This is a genomic window from Nonomuraea sp. NPDC050786 (assembly GCF_040654115.1).
GTDB lineage: Bacteria > Actinomycetota > Actinomycetes > Streptosporangiales > Streptosporangiaceae > Nonomuraea.
In genome coordinates this window covers 288,461-305,125 of sequence record NZ_JBFAHJ010000006.1, presented here as the reverse complement: position 1 = coordinate 305,125, position 16,665 = coordinate 288,461, and the positions used below count along the sequence as shown (strand labels likewise).

Annotated in this window: 13 protein-coding genes and 3 tRNA genes; 8 read left to right on the top strand and 8 right to left on the bottom strand. The window is 68.0% G+C overall.

Translation table 11 applies throughout. The features are described 5' to 3' along the window. Positions 1-29: 29 nt before the first annotated feature. Complete coding sequence (locus tag AB0H84_RS15245; protein ID WP_357603638.1) at positions 30-1,019, bottom strand: DUF5937 family protein; 990 nt, start codon at positions 1,017-1,019, stop codon at positions 30-32. 171 nt (positions 1,020-1,190) lie between these two features. On the opposite strand from AB0H84_RS15245, the gene AB0H84_RS15240 reads away from it, so the two are divergent. From AB0H84_RS15240 to AB0H84_RS15230, 3 genes are all read left to right on the top strand, one after another. Then, a complete protein-coding gene (locus AB0H84_RS15240; protein ID WP_357603636.1) occupies positions 1,191-2,012 on the top strand; it encodes an isocitrate lyase/phosphoenolpyruvate mutase family protein in 822 nt (273 codons plus the stop codon). A gap of 171 nt (positions 2,013-2,183) precedes the next feature. After that, positions 2,184-2,513: a hypothetical protein gene (locus AB0H84_RS15235; RefSeq protein WP_357603634.1), complete on the top strand. Its 330-nt coding sequence runs from the start codon at positions 2,184-2,186 to the stop codon at positions 2,511-2,513. Between the two features lie 26 nt (positions 2,514-2,539). Continuing rightward, a complete protein-coding gene (locus tag AB0H84_RS15230; RefSeq protein ID WP_357603632.1) occupies positions 2,540-2,797 on the top strand; it encodes a hypothetical protein in 258 nt (85 codons plus the stop codon). Here AB0H84_RS15230 and AB0H84_RS15225 read toward each other — a convergent pair. Beyond that, positions 2,773-3,627 carry a hypothetical protein gene (locus AB0H84_RS15225; RefSeq protein ID WP_357603630.1) on the bottom strand — a complete coding sequence of 285 codons (855 nt, stop codon included), beginning with the start codon at positions 3,625-3,627 and terminating at the stop codon, positions 2,773-2,775. The two genes, AB0H84_RS15230 and AB0H84_RS15225, sit on opposite strands and share 25 nt — an antisense overlap. Before the next feature lie 348 nt (positions 3,628-3,975). Between AB0H84_RS15225 and AB0H84_RS15220 the strand changes: the two genes are divergently transcribed. The 3 genes from AB0H84_RS15220 (at position 3,976) to AB0H84_RS15210 (ending at position 7,427) form a co-directional block, all read left to right on the top strand. Further along, positions 3,976-5,088, top strand: a complete 1,113-nt coding sequence (locus tag AB0H84_RS15220; protein WP_357603628.1) for a TOMM precursor leader peptide-binding protein — start codon at positions 3,976-3,978, stop codon at positions 5,086-5,088. After that, positions 5,085-6,353 (top strand): hypothetical protein, encoded by a 1,269-nt coding sequence (locus AB0H84_RS15215; RefSeq protein WP_357603626.1) that lies wholly within the window; start codon positions 5,085-5,087, stop codon positions 6,351-6,353. Before AB0H84_RS15220 ends, AB0H84_RS15215 begins: the two co-directional genes overlap by 4 nt. A gap of 99 nt (positions 6,354-6,452) precedes the next feature. Then, the gene (locus AB0H84_RS15210; protein ID WP_357603624.1) at positions 6,453-7,427 is read left to right on the top strand and encodes an ankyrin repeat domain-containing protein; all 975 of its coding nucleotides are present in this window, start codon (positions 6,453-6,455) and stop codon (positions 7,425-7,427) included. Positions 7,428-7,535: 108 nt separating this feature from the next. On the opposite strand, the gene AB0H84_RS15205 is transcribed toward AB0H84_RS15210, so the two are convergent. Next, a complete protein-coding gene (locus tag AB0H84_RS15205; protein ID WP_357603622.1) occupies positions 7,536-8,177 on the bottom strand; it encodes a GNAT family N-acetyltransferase in 642 nt (213 codons plus the stop codon). 434 nt (positions 8,178-8,611) lie between these two features. Here AB0H84_RS15205 and AB0H84_RS15200 point away from each other — a divergent pair, with 434 nt between their 5' ends. Further along, positions 8,612-10,069 (top strand): arabinofuranosidase catalytic domain-containing protein, encoded by a 1,458-nt coding sequence (locus AB0H84_RS15200; RefSeq protein WP_357603620.1) that lies wholly within the window; start codon positions 8,612-8,614, stop codon positions 10,067-10,069. A 152-nt stretch (positions 10,070-10,221) separates the two neighbouring features. Continuing rightward, positions 10,222-13,107, top strand: a complete 2,886-nt coding sequence (locus tag AB0H84_RS15195; RefSeq protein ID WP_357603618.1) for an RICIN domain-containing protein — start codon at positions 10,222-10,224, stop codon at positions 13,105-13,107. Between the two features lie 62 nt (positions 13,108-13,169). Here AB0H84_RS15195 and AB0H84_RS15190 read toward each other — a convergent pair whose 3' ends face one another. The 5 genes from AB0H84_RS15190 to AB0H84_RS15170 all read right to left on the bottom strand — a co-directional run bounded on the left by AB0H84_RS15190 (position 13,170) and on the right by AB0H84_RS15170 (position 16,647). Continuing rightward, positions 13,170-14,054 (bottom strand): aminoglycoside phosphotransferase family protein, encoded by an 885-nt coding sequence (locus AB0H84_RS15190; protein WP_357603616.1) that lies wholly within the window; start codon positions 14,052-14,054, stop codon positions 13,170-13,172. A gap of 704 nt (positions 14,055-14,758) precedes the next feature. Further along, positions 14,759-14,835, bottom strand: a tRNA-Phe gene (locus tag AB0H84_RS15185). A 5-nt stretch (positions 14,836-14,840) separates the two neighbouring features. Continuing rightward, a tRNA-Asp gene (locus AB0H84_RS15180) sits at positions 14,841-14,915 on the bottom strand. Positions 14,916-15,014: 99 nt separating this feature from the next. After that, positions 15,015-15,087, bottom strand: a tRNA-Glu gene (locus AB0H84_RS15175). Continuing rightward, positions 15,088-16,647 carry a metallophosphoesterase gene (locus AB0H84_RS15170; protein WP_357603614.1) on the bottom strand — a complete coding sequence of 520 codons (1,560 nt, stop codon included), beginning with the start codon at positions 16,645-16,647 and terminating at the stop codon, positions 15,088-15,090. Positions 16,648-16,665 lie beyond the last annotated feature (18 nt).

The window sequence follows — 16,665 nt, the reverse complement described above, 5'->3', positions numbered from 1 at the left end:
CGGGCGCGACGTCGCTGTCAGCGTCGCCGTCACGTCTGCGCGGTGAGCAGGGCGTCGGCGAGCCCGGTGCGGGCGTAGAGCACCGAGCGGCCCGCCCGGTGGGTGCTGGTCAGACCGGCGGCCCTCAGCGCGGTGAGATGTTGCGACACGCCAGCCGCGCTGAGGCCCGACCGCTGGGCGAGCTCGGTGGTCGAGGCGGGTGAGTCCAGCTCGACCAGGATCAGCGCCCGGGACCGGCCGATCACGGCGGCGAGGGCGTCCACCTGGGCATGTGTCCGGCGCTCCCACAACGTGCCGATCCCGCGCGCTGGGTAGGCCAGCTGCGGTGGTTCGGCCGCGACGGACCGGGTCAGCACTCGTGGCCAGGCGAAGGCCGACGGCACCAGGAGCAGCCCGGCTCCGGTGTCGATCCTGGTGATGGCGCAGTGCCGCTCTACCAGGTGGAGGCTGCCGTCGGCCCAACGTACCGTGTGGTGCAGCTCGTCGAGTGCCTGGGCCGTACCTTGCTCGGCTACCTGGCGCCCCCGGTGGAAGATATCCGCCTCCAGCAGCGAGCTGATCCTGGCCCAGTAGGGCGCTATCGCGAGCCCCCAGTAGGCCTCGATCTCCGCGACGATCCGCGGCAGGCAGGTCTGAGGGGCCTGGTGCAGGCTCCGCAGTCGGGGGGACAGCCGGCCTTCGCGCTCGGCGGCCAGGCGGTCGAGGTCCCGCCGCACCTGCTCGGGGCCGGTGGCCTCGATGGCGGCCAGCTCGTCGGCAAGTCCCGGGGACGCGGTCGCCGGTCCGGGGTTGAGGAAGTCGGGGAAATGGCCGATGGGCGGGATCATGTCGGCCAGCCAGCCCCGATCGAGTCCCGCGGCGGCGAGCCGGGGGCGTACCTGGTCGGCCCAGGCGCGGTGCGGGCCCAGCACCGCGGCGGCGGCCAGCGCTCTGAAGCTGGTGACGACCTCCCACATCGGCGAGACGACGAACCGGGTCTCCGCCAGATCGTCCACCGAAAAGGTCAGCCGCGCCTTCATGCCGCCTCCACTGCTTCCAGGATTCGGTCTCAGCTTAATGAGTGGACCCTCGCTGCCCTGCCCGGCAGCATCCCGGAGCAAGGCGCCCGAGATGCGCGGCGCCCAGAAGCAGAACAACGCGCGAAGGCGGTCATCCACATGTCTGTTGACAGCTCCCCCTCCATTGCTGCCGTGACCCAGAGGAAGGCCCGGCTGTTCCGCACCTTGAGCGCTGAATCCGTGCTGGTGCTGCCGAATGCCTGGGACGCCGCCAGTGCCGCGATGATCGCCGCGGCCGGCGCCACGGCGATCGCCACCACCAGCGGTGGCGTGTCGTGGTCACTGGGCCGCGGGGACGGGCAACAGCTCAGCCGGGACGAGATGGCGCAGGCGGCGCGGCGCATCGTGGACGCTGTCGACCTGCCGGTGACGGTCGACGTGGAGAGCGGGTACGGACCGGCCCCGGCGGAGGTGGCCGCGACCGTGCGGGCAGTGGTCGAGGCCGGTGCGGTCGGCGTCAACCTGGAGGACTCCACGGCCGCCGGCGGCCCGCTGTTCGACGTCGCCGAGCAGAGCGCCCGGCTGCGGGCCGCCCGGGAGGCCGCGGCCGAGGTGGGCCTGCCCGAGCTGTTCGTCAACGCGCGCACCGACGTCTTCCTCTTCGGGATCGGCGCTCCCGATGGCCGGCTGGGCGAGGTCCTGGCGCGGGCGGCGGCGTACGCCGAGGCGGGGGCCGACGGCATCTTCGTTCCCGGCCTGCTCGACCTGGACGTGCTGGAGACTCTCTGCGCCGAGTCGCCGCTGCCGGTCAACGCGATGGCCGTCGCCGGGGGCCCGAGCGTCGCCGAGCTCGCACAGGCCGGGGTACGCAGGATCAGCGTGGGCACCGGGCTGGCCCAGGCCGCTTACACCGCGGCTCGCCGAGCCGCCGCGGAGCTGCTCGGCACGGGAACTTTCACCGCGCTGGAGGGCTCACTGGACTTCAGCGAAGTCAACGGCCTGTTCCGTCAGTGATCGGCAGCAGGTGGACGGCCTGTAAGCGCACCGAGAGCCGGCCGGTCCATCTGCGTCACGGGTGTCAGGCCCACCGACGCCGAATTCCGGGCCGCCTTCGCCGGCTACATCGAATGGGGCTCAAGGATCGCGCTGGAGAACTCCCAGCCCGGCGCGACACCGCCACCGCACATGCCGGTGCCCCGGTGGTGGTGGGTCTGCGAGGCCAGGCCCGGCTCCCGCGTCTCCGCCCTGGCGCCACCCGAACAACCCGCGCAGGTACGGCTCCCGGCCCCGGACGAGCCGGTCAGCTTCGCGGAGCACATCAAACCGCTGTTCCGCGAGATGGACCGCAGGTCGATGACCTTCGCCTTCGACCTGTGGTCGCATGACGACGTCACCAAGCACGCCGACGCCATCCTGCACCGGCTTCGCCAGGGCACCATGCCCTGCGACGGCGCCTGGCCCGCCGAGCACGTCGAGGTCTTCGCCCGGTGGATCGCCGAAGGAACCGCGCCGTGACCCCGGCCCCTGCAGGACGGCCTGCCATGTCGTCCTACGAGGAACGGAGCACCGCCGTCTCCTTCGTGAGCGCCCGTGACATCGCCGACGTGGCCGCGGACGTGCTGACCCCCGACGGGCCCGACGGCGCGATCCACACGCTCACCGGACCGCGGTCCCTCACCCACGCCGAGATCGCCGACCGGCTCGGTGCCGCTGCGGGCTCGGACATCCGATCCCGCCGCCCCGGCGGCGCTCCCGCATGGGGAGGCCGGCTCGATCACGAGCCCACGGGCTTGAGGTAGCCATCGAGGACCACCAGGCCCGTCCCGTACTTCTCGTCGATCTCCTGCTGCAGCTCTGGTGTGACGACCCAGACCCCGATCTCCACCCGGCCCGCCCGCTCGTCCACCGAGGCCGATTGAGCGCCCTCGATCTCCTTACTCGCCCGCTCCTGGAGTGCACGAAGCTCCGCCTCCGTGCGCTCAGCGCGGCTCAGACAGAGCGCGCCACCCCACACCTCGCGGATCGCGGACTCGCGGGCGGCCGGGTCGCCGGTGAACCTCAGGTTCAGCACGAGCCGCTGGGGATCGTTGGCGTACCGCTCCACGTCACGGCGGTCTTGGGGATCGTAGCCGTCGATCTCTTCCAGGTAGCTCTGGTCCAGCCAGCTGCCCGCATACCCGGGAAGTGTCCGGGCCCTGGCGAGCGCCGCCTCCATCGACCTGTCAGTGGCCTTCGCGGAGTCGACCGGGCGCCAGCCGCGCACAGGCTTCGGGCACGGTGTGCTCAAGCGGGATGGGTCAGCGGGTGCGTCACCGCGCTGGGCGGAGCGCGGTGGCTCGGTGAGCGTCAGGCTCTTCCCGTCCCACGTACCCACCACGTGGTATTCGCCCCAGCGTACGCCGTTCTGGGCGGAGTGCTGCACCGCGTTCCAGTCCCAGCCGATGATGTCAGGGCCGTCGCACTGGGGCGGCAGGGACTCAGCGACGAAAGCGCAGAGCTGGGGGCCGTGCTGTGGGTTCGACAGCACGGTCAGGTCGGCCTCGTACCGAGTCGAAGGCGCGGTTGCGGCCGGGGCCGTCCCGCAGGCGGCGAGCGCCATCAGCGCGGCGAGGAGCCAGATGCCTCTCATGCACCTGGAACGGGCGAAGGCGCTCAGTGGTTCACGGTCCGCCGACCTTGTGGCCTGATCACACGGTTTGCTGCGAAAGGTGGAGATCGGGGCTTACGTCGGCGAAACCGGGTGGCTATGATCCCTGATCATGGTGCGCGCAACTCGTCGCGCACCGCCCTTCGTTCCATCGGGGAGGCACCATGGAGAAGTCGAGCCAGGCAACCGAGGACAAGAAGCCCACGAAGAAGATCGACCTCAAGATCAAGCGGCTGGAGAAGGTGGAGACCACCATGCTCCGCCAGTTCGGCTGATCTTGACAAACCCGGCCGGTCAGGCAGGACCTGGCCGGCCGTCTGTGTTCTCGGCGTGACCTGGAAGGTTCTCGTGCACTTCCCCCGCATCAAGAGTGTCCATCAGCCCGTGGCCTTGCCGGACGGTCGCATCGTCATAGGTCTCATGCAGCAGGGCATTTCCTCCGAGATCCAGGACAATGAGGACGGCGCGATCGCTCAGCTGATCGTCCTTATGGACGGCACCAAGACGATCGATCAAATATGTGCCGCTTTCGCCGAGACACACCCGGATTTCGATGACGAGAGTGTCCGCGAGGTCATCGAAGGGCTGATCGACAGCGGGTTCGTCGAAGACGCCGGCGCGCCGCTTCCCAGCAACCTCACCCCTCGTGAGGCGGCGAGGTACGAACCGGCCAGAAACTTCTTCGCGTGGATCGACTCCACTCCGCGCAGCTCTCCGTACGACATCCAGTCCAAGATCAAAGCTGCCAAGGCATGCCTGCTCGGCATCGGCGGCACGGGCTCCGCGGTGGCGGCCGGACTGGTCTCCAGCGGCATCGGAGCTCTGCACATCGCCGACTTCGACACTGTCGAGGAGCCGAACCTCACGCGCCAGCTCCTGTACACCGAGCAGGACATCGACCGCCCCAAGGTCGACAGCGCGGTGGACCGGCTACGCGCCATGAACAGTCTCGTCACGGTGACCGGCAGCACCGTCAAGGCAGGCGCGGCCAATGACATCGCCGCCCTGATGGAGGACTGCGACGTATTCGTCCTCTGCGCGGACAAGCCGCACCCGGACATCATGTTCTGGACCAACGAGGCGGCGCTGCGCACCGGCACGCCATGGTTCGTCAGCTTCTACACGGGGCCGATGGCCGTCGTCGGATCCCTGATCCCAGGCGAGACCGGGTGCTGGGCGTGCCTGCAGCGTCAGGAGAACCGTCGCGAGATCCACGCCCACGGCCGCTCACTCACCGAGGAGCGCCCGAACGCCGTGGTCGCGGCCAGCGCCAACATCAGCGGGCACCTCTGCGCGCTGGAAGTCCTGTATCACCTCGGCGGCCTGCCCACCCAGGCGCGCGGCCGGGTCTTCCACTGGAACTACGCCATGTGGGACCACTCCTATTACATCGACGTTCCGCACGACGACGACTGCCCGGCCTGCGGGACCGTAACGTCGTGAGTGCCGCACCGCTCACCGCCGGCAGCCACGTCGACTTCCACCCACTGATCGTCCGCCCGGACGACGACGACCCGGAAGTCGTGGTCGTCGGCCGGTCGGAGATCGGGGAGTTCATCGAGCTGCCGTCGGTCTACGGCGACGCGATCCGTCTCCTGGGCACAGGGCTCTCCATAAGCGCCACCGAGGAGCGGATAGCGACCGAGCAGGAGGTGGAGCTCGACGTCGCGGAGCTCGTGGAAGCCCTGGCGGACCTGGGATTCGTCCATTCCGTCAACGGACAGCCGCTGCCGGATCCGATGGCGAACGCTCCGCGCAGCCATTTCAGCCGGCTGACCGAGCGGCATGTGGCCTGGCTCTTCAGCCGGCCGATGAAAATCGCCTGGCTGCTGGTCATGGGCGCGGCACTGGTCACCCTCGCCATGCGACCCGATCTGCTGCCGAACTACACGGACTTCTTCTGGGGCGACTACGTCGGCCTGACGGTGCTGGTCAACACGGTGATGATGTCGATGAGCATCAGCATGCACGAGCTCATGCACCTGACGGCGGCCCGGTCACTCGGCGTTCCGGGGCGGATCGGTTTCGGCACCCGCCTCCACAACCTGGTGGTGCAGACCGACGTCACGGCGGTGTGGGGCCTGCCGCGGCGATCCCGCTATCGGGTGTATCTGGCGGGGATCGCCTGGGATCTGTTCCTCATGGCCTCCCTGACCCTGCTGGTCGCCCACGTGGCCATGCCACAGCCGGTGAAGGCCGTACTTCAGGCACTCGTCGTCTGCGTCCTCATGGCCCTTCCGTTCCAGCTCCAGGTCTACATGCGCACCGACCTGTACTACGTCCTCCGCGATCTGCTGCGGACCCGGAACCTGTTCGACGACGGTCTCGCCTACGCCAGATATCTTGTCGCGAGAACCGTCGCAGTCCTGCGCCGCCGTCCCGCTCCTGTCGACGACCCGACGACCGAGCTGGCCCCCCATGAGCGGCGGGCGACCCGCATCTACTCCGTCTTCCTCGCCCTCGGCGCCACCATCAGCCTCGGCTTCTTCGCCCTGTTCGGCGTACCGATCGCGATCGCGGCGCTGGTGCGTGCCCTCCACACCATCGCCGACGGCTACAACGGCGGCCCGGTGCTCCTGGCGCTGGACTCCGCGCTCCTGCTGCTCATCGAGGGCGCCATCCAGGTCCTCTTCGTGGTGACCTTCATCCGGGGCCACCGGCACTGGTTCCGCCGGCGCAGCACAGCCTCCGCCACGCACTCCTCGTAGGGCGACGTCAGCCGGTGCCCCGCCAGGTGCCAACCAAAATTGTCAGCCCCGTAGGTCATGATCAGGAACACCGTGTCCCTGTGTCGTCCAAGGAGTGTCATGGCTGCTACAGACGATCTCGGATGGTGGGTAGTCGGCCATGACGGGTGGACGGACCTCGACCTGATCCGCGACCGGCTCGCCGCGGGCGCCGATCCCAACTCCGGCGTGCGCATCTTTGACAAGCCGCTGCACATCGCGGCCGAGCGGGGATCGCCTGAGGTGGTCGCGGAGCTGGCCATGCACGTCGACGACGTCGACGCCGAGCATCGAGGCCGTACCGCGCTCTGGACGGCCGTCTTCGCCGGCCGCTCGGACAACGCCCAAGCCCTCGTCGCCGCCGGAGCCGACCCGTGGCGGCCGATGATGAACGGCTGGTCCCCCGGCCGCCTCAGCCTGGCCGGCCCCACACCCGACTCCTTCCCCGTCCCCTCACCGGAGATCGGTCTCTCCGAGGCCGAGGCCGCCGCCGCGGCGGAAGCCAGACGTCTGATCCCGGCGCTGGGAGACTTCTACTACGACGGCCTGAGCCTGGCCTGCGTAGCCGACGTCAGCGCAGCCGAGGCGACAGCACGCCTGGAAGCCACACCTGCCGACGACGTGGACATCGACGCCCTTTACGAGGCCCCGTACAACGTCCCGGACGCCGACATGATCGTCGGCATCACCGACGTGCCCGGCGGCTGCGTCATCACCCAACCTTGGGGATACACCTTGTCCACTCCCGGCATCGTCAAGCGCGTCTCGCCGGGCACGGTCTGCTACAGCATGTACGCCAATCCCAAGGGCGGCAGGGGCGGCTACGTCGCCCGAGACGGAGCGATCTCAGGCTGGGAGCCGCACAGCGCCTACACCATCTCCCCTGACGCCCTTGCCGAGGAGATTCTTGCCGCCTACCTCTACCGTGACCGCCCTGTAGCCTTCTGCTGCGCCAGTGCAGACCTGCGCCCGGCCGACGCCCTGCCGATCACCGGCCCACCCGGCATCTGGCTGCGACTGCCCGAGCGGGACTACTCGGCCTGGCATATGGAGTAGATGCCACGCAAGACTCGATGCCCACGACGAAGGACCATCGGAGGACGCCGCCCTCGCGCTGTGACGGCTGCCGTTCCAGCCAGAATCTGTCGGCCCCGTCCGCTGGTGTCAGAGGCCGAACATCGAGCGACACGCTGCCATGCCGTCAACTCTCACGGGGTGCCGGCTCTGCTGGGTCCACTTCTGCCTGGTGAGCCGTAGACGATCGGACACGAGGGCCTCGTCACCGCGGGCGTCCACCGAGACGCCGTCGTGCTCGTAACCGAGCTTGCGGGACACGCCCTGAGAGGCGTGATTGTCCTGGAACACCTCCGTGCGCGCAGCACGGGCGTCGAGGTGATCGAAGGCCAGGGCGAGCAGGCCGACCCGAGCCTCGGTTCCGTAACCCTTGGCTTGGTGTTCGATGCCCAGCCACGACGAGGTTGTGACCTCCCGAACGACCAGGAAATCGCGTGCTCGAAGCGTGACCACGCCAAGCGGTTGGCCATGGAGGAAGACCCCGAGTCCGAGCTGCCAGGCTGCCACGCTCCACTCTGCGAGCTGGCTCCAGTGTCCTTGGAGCACAGAGCGTGCGCGATCCTCGGGGCCGCCGTCGGTCCACGGAGTCAAGAACGGGCGCTCGTCTGCCCGGTGGACGCCTTTGCCTGCCAGCTGTGCGAGTGCCGCCAGTTCTTCCTCGCGCGGCAGGCGGAGTTCGAGTCGGGGGGTGAAGATGGTCAGGCCGTATTGGGGCCACAGGTCAGAGAGCACGGGCCGCATCATGACGACTCCGTCCACGCCACGCAACTGAACTACTGCCGAGGGCAGGATTGTCATCGGCGTGTCAGTGCTTCGCCCTTGAAGAGGTGCCTTCAGTCCGGCCGAGAACCGCCGACACTCCCGCCTACAGCCGACGCATGGCGGTTCACCACCCGGCGGACGCGGGTGGTGAAAGTTTCACGACGTCTCATCGCAACGGCGTGAACGCGTCACGGTAAGAGCCAGGCAGCGCGCCGACGGCACCTGGGCGGCCGAGAAATTTGATCCACGTCCTTGACCCCGGGACCTTCGTTGATTTGACTCCACACCACTGTCAACGGCGAATCGATGTCGGACACGAATTCATGTTAGCGCTAACAACCAGCCATGCCGGGCTTGCCGTATCGGCGCTGTCCGATCGTGATTCCTGATCGAGGGAAGAAGACATGATCCTTTCCGGGAGCCTGAGACGGGCGCTTGCGGCCGGGGCGAGCGCCCTGCTCGCCACCGCCTGTCTGGCCGGCGGTGGTACAGCCCGGGCTGCGGCGTCGCAGCCGTGTGACATCTACGCCGCAGGCGGTACGCCGTGTGTGGCGGCGCACAGCACGACCCGTGCGCTGTACGGCACCTACAACGGCCCGCTGTACCAGGTCAGGCGCGCCTCGGACAACACCACTCGCGACATCGGCGTCCTGAGCGCGGGCGGGGTCGTCAACGCTGCCGCCCAGGACTCGTTCTGCGCCGACACGACCTGCCTCATCACCGTTCTCTACGACCAGTCCGGCCGCAACAACCGCCTCACCCAGGCGCCTCCCGGCCACTGGCCCGGCCCCGGTCCTGGCGGATGGGACAACCTCGCCGACGCCAAGGCGGCCCCGATCACCATCGGCGGCCAGAAGGCATACGGCGTCTACATCGCTCCCGGCACCGGCTACCGTAACAACAGCACCAACGGCGTCGCCACCGGCGACCAGCCCGAGGGCATCTACGCCGTCGTCGACGGCACGCACTACAACCAATGGTGCTGCTTCGACTACGGCAACGCACAGACAGACGGCCAGGCCGACGCCCCCGCCATCATGGAGACCGTCTACTTCGGCGCCGACAAACAGTGGGGCTACGGGGCTGGAGCCGGCCCCTGGATCATGGCCGATCTGGAGTGGGGACTGTTCTCCGGGGTGAACGCGGGCTACAACAACCTCGCGCCCATCAACCACCGCTTCGTCACCGCCATCGTCAAGGGCGAGCCGAACCACTGGGCGATCCGGGGCGGCAACGCGCAGTCGGGTGGCCTGACGACCTATTTCGACGGACGACGCCCCAACGGCTACCACCCGATGAAGAAGGAAGGCGCCATCCTGCTCGGCATCGGCGGCGACAACAGCGTCTCCGGCCGCGGCACCTTCTACGAGGGCGTGTTGACCTCCGGCTATCCCACGGAGGCCACCGAGAATGCCGTACAGGCCAACATCGCCGCCGCCGGCTACGCACCGGCGGCCGGCGGCGACCCCCAGCAGAACGTCCAGATCGTGGGCGGCCAATCTGGCCGATGCGTCGACGTGCCCAACTCCAGCACCACCAACGGCACCCAGGCGCAGATCTGGGATTGCGGGAGCGGCACCAACCAGCGGTTCACCTACACATCGGGCAAGAGCCTGCAGGTGTACGGCAACAAGTGCCTGGACGCCTACGGGCAGGGCACCGCCAACGGCACTCAGGCGGTCATCTGGGACTGCAACGGCCAGGCCAACCAGCAGTGGAACGTCAACACCAACGGCACCATCACCGGCGTGCAGTCCGGGCTGTGCCTCGACGCCAACGCGGCCGGTACCGCCAACGGCACGAAACTCATCCTGTGGTCCTGCAACGGACAGGCCAACCAGCGATGGGCCCTGCGCAGCTGACTCTGACCATCTTGTGAGGCAGCCTTCGAACCTATGTCCTGGCATCAGGGCGTCCCGTCGAACGGCGGCCGTACCACGGCGATGGACAGCCCTGGCGGCACAGATGGCACTCGGCCGCAGCCATCGCCCGGACCTCGCCACTAGGAGCTTCAATGAATATGCCGCTGAACCGTCGACGCTTCATCGCCACCACGGCGGCGGGCATCGGCGCTGCCGCGCTTCCTTCGGCGATCCTCTCTGACCGAGCGGATGCCGCCGTGCCGCCGCAACTGCCGCAGCGCGGCATCTATGACACGGCCCCTGCGGCGAGTTGGACCGATGCCTTCCTGACCGGCAACGGTGAGTACGGGGCCATGCTCCACGGCGCACCCGCTCTGGAGAAGGTGATCTTCACGCATCATCGGTTCGTGCTGCCCAACGGCACCCGTAACCTGACTCCACCGGTGCTGTCGGGCCGGTTGGCCGGGGTCAGGGACAAAGCGCTTGCAGGCGACTTCAACGGTGCCACCGGCGACTTCACCTCCGGCTGGTCGCTGCGCTGGACGCAGACCTTCCATCCGGGTTATGAGCTGCAGATCAGCGCCCCAGCGGTGACGACGGTCAACGACTACGCCCGGATCACCGATTTCCGAACCGGTGAGGTCACCTCGACGTGGACCGACGGTTACGGCACGTGGACGCGCCGGGCTTTCGCTTCCCGAGCCGACAGGGTCATCGTTCACGAGCTCACTCCCGCGCCGGGCCGGACGATCGACGCCACGCTGAGCGTGAACACGGGCCTGAGCGGCGTGCCGGGGTCGGTCGGCTTCACCACCCTGGCCACGGTCGCCAACGGCGACGGCTACCTGAACCTGCGGGGCAGATATCCCGCCGGGCAGGGGGCTTTCGGCTATGAGGGCGTCACCCGGGTGGTCGTGTCCGGCGGTTCCGTACGGGTGAGCGGGTCGGCCATCGTCGTGGCCGCGGCGACCAAACTCGTGCTGCTGACCAAACTGGATCGCTACGAGTCGTCCTCCGCGTGGGACGCCAAACCACTGCACACGGCGTTAGCCGCGCTGAGCGCCGATTACGCGACTTTGCTCCCCCGGCATACCGCCCTGCACAGCCCCCTGTACGACCGTTCACGCCTCGACCTGAACGTCAGCGCCGCCGACCGTCAACTGCCGACCAGTGAATTGATCGCGCGGCAGAATTCCAGCCGCAACGTCATCAACCTGGCGTTGCTGGAGCGGATGTACGACTCCGGCCGTTACCTGTTCCTCTCCTCCAGCGGCGTCCTGCCGCCGCGGCTGACCGGCCTGTGGACGGGAGCCTGGGACGCGGCCTGGGCCGGCGACTTCACCACCGACGCCAACGTCAACTTCCAGGTCGCCGGCGGCAATATCCTGTCCCTCACCGAAGCCATGGACGGCTATTTCAACCTGATCCTCGGCCAGATCAACGACTGGCGTACCAACGCCAGAAACCTCTACGGCGCCCGCGGCCTGCTCGCTCCCTCCCGGACCGACGGCGAGTACGGCAAGATGCTGCATTTCGACGGCGGGTTCCCCGGACACGCCTGGATCGGCGGCGCCGACTGGCTGCTCTATCCGCTGCTCGAGTACTACCAGGTCACCGGTGACGCCACCTTCTATCGCACCAAGCTCGCTCCGGTCCTGATCGAGCTCGCGTCGTTCTACGAGGATTTCCTCACCCGCACCGACGCCAACGGCAAGGTCATCTTCGTGCCGTGCTTCTCCATGGAGAACAGCCCGGGCAACACGGGCAGGCAGTTGTCGATCAACGCGACCGGCGAGATCGCCGCGGGCAAGCACGCGCTACGGGCCGCCATCGAGGCCGCTGACTTCCTCGGCATCGAGCAGGGGCCAGGCCAAGGCGTGCAACGCTGGACCGCCTTGCTGGCCAAGATGCCCGATTATCGGATCAACAGTGACGGGGCGCTCGCGGAATGGTCGTGGCCCAGCCTGACCGACCGGTACAACCACCGTCACGTGCAGCACATGTACCCGGTCTGGCCGCTGCACGAGATCAACCCCGAGGACAAGCCCGACCTGGTCCGCTACGCGAGCCGCGCTCTGGATCTGCGAGGGGACGAGGCGGGGGAGGCCCACGGCGCCATCCACCGCTGCCTCGCCCGAGCCCGGCTCAAGGACGGCGCCGGCGTGTACAGCAACCTGCGGAAGATCCTGGGCAACAACATGGTCTTCCGGTCGCTGATGACCTCGCACAACCCGAACCTGGCGATCTACAACGCCGACGCCGCCAATTCGCTGCCCGCGATCCTCGCCGAGGCGTTGATCTACACCAGGCCCGGCATCCTGGAGTTGCTGCCCGCGCTGCCGGATCAGTTCTCCAAGGGCACGATCACCGGCGTGCGCGGCCGCAACCGCATCCGGATCGAGTCGCTCACCTGGGACATCAGCGCCCGCACCGTGACCGCCACCGTCATCTCCGACGTCAGCCAGACCGTGACGCTCATCTGCCGTCGCGGGATCGCGTCCCTGACCAGCAGCGCACAGGTCGCCCCTTCACCTTTGGGCAGCCACGCCCGGCAGGTGTCACTGACCCCGGGTACGACGACCCAGATCACCGTCGAGCTGGGCGCCGGCGGCCCCTCCACCGGCGTCGTCCGGCTGGTCAACCGCAACAGCGGCAAGGTGCTGGACGTCTACGGCGGCTCAACCGCCGACGGCGCCGCCATCGTCCAGTGGCCCTGGACCGGCGGAACGAACCAGCAGTGGCGGATGTCGCAGAACTCCGACGGCTCGTTCCGGCTGACCAGTGTCAGCAGCGGCAAGGTCCTCAGCAGCCCGAACGCCGACCAGGGCACCGCCCTCGTCCAGATGACCGACAACAACGGCACCAATCAGCGGTGGAAACTCGTCCCCGCGGCCACAAGCGGCTACTACCGGCTCGTCAACATCGGTAATGGATTATGCGCGGATGTCGAAGCCGGCTCCACTGCCGACGGCACCCGGATCATTCAATGGCCCGAGAACGGCGGCACCAACCAGGAATGGCAGCTCACCACCGTGTGACGGGGAGACGCGTCGGCGCGGTCCTGGAGCCTCCCTCATCACCGTGAGGGATCTCCCGCGCCCTACTGCTCCAGCACTGCGTTCAAGGTGCGGCGGCCGATCCCGGCCATCAGCGGGTTGTCGGCGGAGTGGGTCAGGAAGACAAGAGCCAGGGCCAGCGCCCACCCCCGCGCCCGAGCCCATGTGCCGTCGTCCGCGCGACCGTACGCCCTCCGGAAGTCCTCTCGCCGTGATGCGGGCAGGACCATCCAGGCCACGGCCAGGTCGGTGGCGGGGTCCCCGGCGGTGATGTCGCCGAAGTCGATCACAGCGCCGACCCGTCCGTGGTCGACCAGTATGTTCGCGGGATGCAGGTCACCGTGCAGCCACACCGGCGGGCCGTCCCACTCGGGCGCGGCGATGGCGCACTCCCATACCAGCAGCGCAGCGGCCCGTACGGCCGGGTCATCCAGGTGCGACAGTTGGGCCATCACTCCGGCCGTCCGGCCGGAGAGCGGGATCCCACGCGAAGGATTGACGGGGGCGTCCGTCGGCGCTGGCGAGTGCAGGGCGGCGAGGAAACCACCGAGGGCCAAAGCCGCCTCGCCCGGATCAGCCGGCGGCGTGCGGGCCGCGATATCCCCGGGCAGGTACGGCACCACGCTCCAGTCCCAGGGATACCCGCGGCTCGGCCGCCCGATGCGCACCGGCGCCGGAACGGGCAGTGGCAGATGACCAGCCAGGCTCGGCAGCCAGCGCTGTTCGTTCACCACAAGTTGGGCGGCCAGGGCGCGCCGGGGAAGGCGCACCAGGTAGGCGTCGCCGAGCCGGCAGACCAAGTTGTCCCAGCCGTTGGCCAGCACTTTGATACCGAGTCCGGCGAGGTCGGAGTGCTGGTCAGTCAGCAGTTGGCGCACCAGGCTCGGGGAGACCGGCACCTCGGCCGCCGGCATGCTGTTGAGGTTCATCGCGCAATCCTAGGCTCGTCACGCCGGAGACGCTGGTGCCGCCAGTCGTTCCAGCTTGGTCGGCCTTTTGCAAGCCGGAGCGCCGTGGGTAGTCGGCCTGCTTACGTCATAGCGCCTGCGCCGATTGTGCGGCGGGGCGGCCGGGCGGGACCGGCCCGGAGAGGCCGCACGCCCGCCCGGACCGCCCCGCCGCCCGCCGCCCAGCGGGCGGCGGCTTGAAGACGTAGAGAAAAGTCTCATCCGGCCACCTGCCATTCTGATGATCTTGATGGGCAGTCGGCAGAAGCGCAGAGCCCTCGGCAAGCTAGGCGAAGCACTGAGCTGACGTGATCACGCCACACAGCGAAGCGCTCCAGGGCCTCCTGGAGCGCTTCTGCATGTTCCCTAGTAGAGCCACTTCTCGCTGTGGCGGTGCCTCGTAGGCTCCGGTTCCTCGCCCCGTAGCAGGATCAGGCGAACGCGCTGCCGAGCTTTCCGTTCGGCGATGTTCGCGTCTCTGCCGATGCCCTCATAGGACCCGCCCGCGTCATGCCTGTAGCGACGGCCGTCCTGCTCCTGTATTCGCAGCGGCATCGTGTTGTCCGTCCGGCTCACAGAAAGGGATTCTGCAGCCTCGCAGAGGTGACTTCCATGACTACTGTCGTCAGAACAACAAAAACGCCCCGGAGCGATCTTCGCTTCGGGGCATCTTAGCTGTTCAAGGCTGGTGGTCAGGGGCAGGGTCGAACTGCCGACCTTCCGCTTTTCAGGCGGACGCTCGTACCAACTGAGCTACCTGACCCAGAGCGGTCCTGACGGGACTTGAACCCGCGACCTCCACCTTGACAGGGTGGCGAGCACTCCAAACTGCTCTACAGGACCTTGCTTGTCTTGCTGTTTCTTGCTGTTTGCGCTCGCTTAGCTTACCAGGTCTTCGGTGGTCTTCGACCAGCCGCTTTCCGGTGCGCCAAGTGCTCGCAGTGCCCCCAACGGGATTCGAACCCGTGCCGCCGCCTTGAAAGGGCGGTGTCCTAGGCCGCTAGACGATGGGGGCTCAGGATTCCCTGTCGCCTTCCGTCGGAGACCTCTGAAGCATAGGGGACGATTGCCCTTGATGCCAAAGCGGCGGACCGTTGGTCGGCGTCTGCGTGCCAGTGATCGATCCCGTTGGCGACGGGGCGATCGTTGGCTCCGGGGAAATCATACGTTGTGGGTCGGGCTCCACGTGACGCTGGATGTAGACCGACTGCTCCCCCAGACCGCCCAGCGTGATGTCGTCCCATGCCTGCATGCGCTTGGTCTCCCTGTCGAAGTACAGGACCGACGCCTGTACGGGCGTGGGCTGGGGGTGTTCGAGCGCGCGCAGGCCGGCGCCGCCGGTCGAGCCCTGGACGAGCAGGCGGGTGCCCGATGGGAGCAGGTTCGTCCTGCGGTCGTGGGTGTGTCCGGCGAGGATCAAGGGCGTCGCGCCGGAGAAGCCCACGCCGACGTCCGGGTCGTGTACGGCGATCAGGTCCGGCCGGTCCACATCGGGAAGGTGCGAGCGGGCGAACTGGCCGAGCGCGGCAGGGTCTGAGGGAACCGCTACGGATTTGTCCGGAGTGAAGCGGGGATCGCCCAGGCCGTAGATCTTCAGGCCCCCCACCGTCTCGGTCTTGTTGTCGAGAACTATGGAGTTCTTCTGCTTCTCGACCGCTTTCTGGGTGGTCATCGAGTCGTGGTTGCCGCGTACGTACACGTACGGGACCCCCAGGCGGCCGATCTCGTCGACGAACTTGTTCTCGGCCTTGGTGCCGTGGTCGGAAATGTCGCCCGTGTCGACGATCATGTCCACGCCGAACTGGTCCTTGAGGGAGCGGACCACGTTCCAGGCGATGGGATTGATGTGGATATCTGAGATATGGAGGACTCGGATGGTCTTGGGGTTGGTGTCGTACAGCGGCAGGGTGGACACCGTGTCGTAGAGCTTCGAGACGTTCGTGACCAGCTTGGTGAGTTGCGACCTGTACGACTCGAAGCGGGAGACGATCGACTCGGCGCTGCCCACCAGTGAGGGCGCGGCGGCGATGAGCCCCGAGTAGCGGGGCTCCACGAGCGAGTTGGGACGGAACGTGAGCGCGGCGAGGGCTCCGGTGCCCGCCAGCCCCACGGCGGCCGCCAGGAGGCCCAGGAAGGCCACACGGGGGCGTCTGAAGACCATCAGCACCGCGATGAGGGCCCCCGCCCCCGCGCACAGCAGCGAGCGGATCACAAGCGCGCGCACGCCGTCCAGGAGATCGCTCTCGATGAGGCCGGGCAGGCGGTCGGCCAGACGCGGGTCCTCTATGAGGGCTTTGGCGCGCTCCTGGTCGATGTTCTCGAGCGTGATGCGCAGCCGCAGCGGCGCGTCGTGCGTGTGGAACGTGAGCGTGCCGAGCGGGCTGGCGTCCACGACCGTCTCGCCGTTCCAGGCCGGGCGGAGCGACATTCCGGTCTCCACGGGACCGACCTGCGCACGTACGGTGCCGCTGAGAAAGATGCCCAGCCAGGCACCCACGGCGGCGACGAGGAGGACCGCCGCCGCCTTCGCCGTTCTGGAGTTGATGACTGCCTTTGATCTGTGAACGAACTTCATACGCTTTCTTGCTTACCC